Source organism: Hydrogenophaga sp., assembly GCF_018780385.1.
Taxonomy (GTDB): domain Bacteria; phylum Pseudomonadota; class Gammaproteobacteria; order Burkholderiales; family Burkholderiaceae_C; genus Hydrogenophaga.
Genome location: NZ_JADMJO010000029.1, coordinates 1 through 3971 on the forward strand (window position 1 = coordinate 1; position 3971 = coordinate 3971).

Annotated in this window: 7 protein-coding genes; 2 read left to right on the forward strand and 5 right to left on the reverse strand. The window is 66.0% G+C overall.

Going from position 1 to position 3971, the window contains the following annotated elements:
- Positions 1-700: 4-hydroxy-3-methylbut-2-enyl diphosphate reductase (ispH, locus tag IV113_RS11825; RefSeq protein ID WP_291084949.1), on the reverse strand; the 700-nt coding region annotated here is incomplete at its 3' end.
- A complete protein-coding gene (locus IV113_RS11830; RefSeq protein WP_291084952.1) occupies positions 700-1164 on the reverse strand; it encodes an FKBP-type peptidyl-prolyl cis-trans isomerase in 465 nt (154 codons plus the stop codon). The genes IV113_RS11830 and ispH, both read right to left, overlap by 1 nt.
- A gap of 96 nt (positions 1165-1260) precedes the next feature.
- Here IV113_RS11830 and radC point away from each other — a divergent pair, with 96 nt between their 5' ends.
- Both radC and IV113_RS11840 read left to right on the forward strand, forming a co-directional pair.
- Positions 1261-1953 carry a DNA repair protein RadC gene (gene radC, locus IV113_RS11835; RefSeq protein ID WP_291084955.1) on the forward strand — a complete coding sequence of 231 codons (693 nt, stop codon included), beginning with the start codon at positions 1261-1263 and terminating at the stop codon, positions 1951-1953.
- A 61-nt stretch (positions 1954-2014) separates the two neighbouring features.
- Positions 2015-2650, forward strand: a complete 636-nt coding sequence (locus IV113_RS11840) for a Smr/MutS family protein (protein ID WP_291084958.1) — start codon at positions 2015-2017, stop codon at positions 2648-2650.
- Positions 2651-2687: 37 nt separating this feature from the next.
- Here the strand turns inward: IV113_RS11840 and IV113_RS11845 are convergent, their stop codons facing one another.
- The 3 genes from IV113_RS11845 to IV113_RS11855 all read right to left on the reverse strand — a co-directional run.
- Complete coding sequence (locus IV113_RS11845; RefSeq protein WP_291084961.1) at positions 2688-3077, reverse strand: nuclear transport factor 2 family protein; 390 nt, start codon at positions 3075-3077, stop codon at positions 2688-2690.
- Positions 3078-3112: 35 nt separating this feature from the next.
- Positions 3113-3523, reverse strand: a complete 411-nt coding sequence (locus IV113_RS11850) for a group II truncated hemoglobin (RefSeq protein WP_291084964.1) — start codon at positions 3521-3523, stop codon at positions 3113-3115.
- The coding region (locus IV113_RS11855) for an FtsX-like permease family protein (protein WP_291084967.1) at positions 3520-3971 on the reverse strand (452 nt) is incomplete at its 5' end. The genes IV113_RS11855 and IV113_RS11850, both read right to left, overlap by 4 nt.

The following is a 3971-nucleotide window of genomic DNA, read 5'->3' on the forward strand; positions in this document are numbered from 1 at the left end:
CGCGCAGGCGGTTGCTGTTGGAGCTGGTGGGGCTGCCCACCACGATCACGATGTCAACCTGCGGGCTCAGCAGCTTGACCGCGTCCTGCCGGTTTTGCGTGGCATAGCAGATGTCTTGTTGCTTGGGTTCGCGCACCTGCGGAAAACGCGCCTTCACGGCCTTGAGGATCTCGGCCGCGTCGTCCACCGACAGCGTGGTCTGCGTCACCACCGCAAGCTTGGCCGTCTGCGTGGGTGACACACGCGACACATCGGCCACGTCTTCCACCAGATGGATGCCGCTCTCCAGCTGCCCCATGGTGCCCTCCACCTCGGGGTGCCCTTTGTGGCCAATCATGATGAATTCGAAACCCTCGCGGTGCAGCTTGGCCACCTCGACGTGCACCTTGGTCACCAGCGGGCAGGTGGCGTCAAAGATGTGAAAGCCACGCTGCTTCGCTTCTTCCTGGATCGCCTTGCTCACGCCGTGGGCCGAGAACACCAGCGTGGCACCCGCGGGCACGTCGGCCAGCTCCTCGATGAAGATCGCGCCCTTGGCCTTGAGGTCGTTGACCACGTAGGTGTTGTGCACGATCTCATGGCGCACATAGATCGGCCGACCGAACTTGGTGAGTGCGCGCTCGACGATCTCGATGGCGCGGTCCACGCCGGCACAAAAGCCGCGCGGCTCGGCGAGAACGATTTCCTGGGACATCGGCATCAGAGCACTCCAATCAGTTGCACTTCGAAGCTCACCGGCTGCCCCGCCAGCGGGTGGTTGAAATCGAACAGCACCGCACCGTCTTCGCGCACCTGCAGCACAGCGCCTGCATAGGTTCCCAGCCCATCGGGCGTGGGAAACTGCACCACATCGCCTGCCACGTACCGTTCGTGCGGGTCACCCAGCTCGCTCAGCAGCCTGCGCGCCACCCACTGCACCATCTCGGGCTGGCGATCGCCAAAAGCCTCGCCTGCGGCCAGCTCGATCACGGTACGGGTGCCCTCGTCCAGACCCATGAGCCGCTGCTCGATGGCCGGCGAGAGCTCACCCGTGCCCAGACTCAGCGTGGCGGGTTTGCCGGCAAAGGTGTCGATGATCACCTGGCCCTGCGGACCGGACATGCGGTAGTGCAGGGTGAGAAAGGAGCCTTCTTGGACTTGGGGCATGGGCGGGGAGGAAAGCATGGGCTGGAGTGTGGCGCAAACGGTCAAAAACCGGGGCGCTGGTGGTGGGGTGAAGGCTGTATTGTAAAAAGCGGACTGAAACAGGGAGAAAAAACGATGGATGGCCTTCTTGCAGTCGGGCTGAAAAGCCTGCCAAACGACGCGCGACCGCGCGAAAAGCTGTTGGCGCGCGGTCCCTCCGCACTCAGTGACGTGGAGCTGCTGGCGCTGCTCCTGCGCACCGGCATTCGTGGCAAACACGTGGTGCAGCTCGCCCAGGAGCTGCTGGAGCACTTTGGCGGCATGGCAGGGCTGTTGCACACCAGCGCCGATGCGCTGCGGCAGGTCAAGGGCCTGGGGCCGGCCAAACGCGCCGAGGTGCTGGCGGTGCTCGAACTCGCCCGCCGCGCGCTCACCCAGCGTCTGCAGGAAAAGACGCTGATGGAGAACCCCCAGGCGGTTCGCGAGTACCTGCAACTGCAGCTCGGCGGTCGCCAGCACGAGGTGTTCGCGGTGCTGTTTCTCGACTCCCAGAACCGGCTGGTGGCGCTCGAAGAACTGTTTCGCGGCACCCTCACCCAGACCAGCGTGTACCCCAGAGAAGTGGTGCTGCGCGCCCTGCATCACCACGCCGCCGCCGTGGTGCTGGCGCACAACCACCCCAGCGGCACCGCCCTGCCCTCGCGCGCCGACGAAGCCCTCACGGCCACCCTCAAGTCGGCGCTGGCGCTGGTGGACGTGCGCGTGCTGGACCACTTCATCGTCACACGCAACCACGCCGCATCCATGGCCGAAATGGGCTTGATCTGACACTGCAGGGTTGATCTCGCGCCCGCAGCGGCGAGCGAGACCGCTCCGTCACAATCGCGCCATGAAAGTCAACACGCTGGCCGATCTGAAGGCGCTCAAACGCGCCATGGCAGAGCGTGCGGCGACTGAGGCCATTCAGCGCGAAGCCGCGCGCCAGGCCGCGCTGCGGCGCGAACGCGAGCAGCGCCTGTTTGCCAGCGCCGTGGGGCCGGTGCAAGCCATTGCCAATCCGGGGCGCATCGAGCCGCGCCCGGTGCCGGTGGAGCCACTGCCCGTGCAACGCCAGCTTGACGAGGCCTCGGTGATGCGCGAGGCGCTGTCCGACGAGTTCGACATCGAGACCCTGCTGCACACCGACGAGATGCTGAGCTTCCACCGCCCGGGCCTCGGGCCGGACGTGATGCGCAAGCTGCGCGAAGGCAGTTGGAGCATCCAACGCCAGATCGACCTGCACGGCCTGCGCACCGACGAAGCCCGCGAAGCCCTGGGCCGTTTCATCCGCGAGGCCCATCAGCAAGGCCTGCGCTGCGTGCGCGTGGTGCACGGCAAAGGGCTGGGTTCGCCGGGGCGCATGCCGGTGCTCAAGAACCGCGTGCTGCGCTGGCTGGTGCAGAAGAACGAGGTGATGGCGTTCGTGCAGGCGCGGCCAGCCGAGGGTGGGGCCGGGGCGCTGGTGGTGTTGTTGCGCTCGGGGTGAAGGGGCATAGGGCCCCGAGGCTCAGTTGAGCACGCCCTCAGGAGGGCGAGCGGCTTTTCCGGTAGGAGTTCTTCAGGAGAATCTTGCCGCCTCGAAGCGTGAACAGATCACAACCAAGAACTTCAACGCGCGAGCCATCCGCCCGCGTTCCCAGAAACGTCCACTCCGACACGCCACGGTCCTCGTGGACAAAATGGCGCGCATGAGCCCATTGGGCGTCGGGAAAAACGGCCCATACCTCCGCGAAGGCGGCTCGCACGGCTTCACTTCCGACGTAACGGGTGCCGCAGGCATCCGCACCGGCCGACGATTCGAAGACGCAATCCTCTGTCATGAACGACATAAGCGCGTCGACATCGTGACGATTCCACGCGGCGGCAAACGCCTCCAGAAATTCCGTGGTCACTTCAGCTCTGGCCGTTTGCATGTTGCACCTCGTTGGGTTCGTGAAAACACCTGCCCCTAGCCCGGTGAATTCCTCATCCAGTCCGCGGTCTGAAAGAAACTCGTCTTGAGCCGCTCGCGCAGCACCGCATCCACCCCGGTCTCCCCCATCGCCTGGTCCATGCAGGCCAGCCACTGGTCGCGTTCGATGATGCCGATGGAGAACGGCATGTGGCGCGCGCGCAAGCGGGGGTGGCCGAATTGTTCGGTGTAGTGCTGCGGGCCACCGAGCCAGCCGCAGAGGAACCAGAACAGTTTTTGCCGCGCATCGGCCAGCGTGTTGCCATGGGCAGCGCGCAGTTCCAGGTAACCGGGCTCGATGTCCATGAGGTCGTAGAAGCGGTCGACCAACGCGCGCACCTTGTCTTCGCCGCCGATCCATTCGAACGGCGTTGCGAAGGGCGCGGGCTCTTGCAGCGGCGTGTTCATTCGGCGGCCCTGCGCAGGGTTTCCACCACCGGCGTGCGCAGCACACTGCGCAGTCCCCACCAGCCCGCCAACAGGGCCAACACGGCGCCAGCCAAGGCACCGCCCAGCGGAACCCACGGCGAGGCGGTCCAGGAGAACTCGAACACGAAGCGCGCGAGCGCCCAGCCCACCGCCACGGCCACCACCGAGGCGAGAAAGCCCGCCAGCAAGCCCACACCGAGCAGCTCGATGCGTTGGACCTGGCGCAGCAGCTGCGAGCCCGCGCCCACGGCGCGCAGGATGGCGAACTCGCGCTCGCGCTCACCGCGCGTGGCGGTGATGGCCGAGAGCAGCACGACCAGGCCGGCCGCGAGCGTGAAGGCGAACAGGAACTCCACCGCGCGGATGACCTGACCGAGCACGCGCTGCACCTGCGCGATGGTCTGGCTCATGTCGACGTTGGTGATGT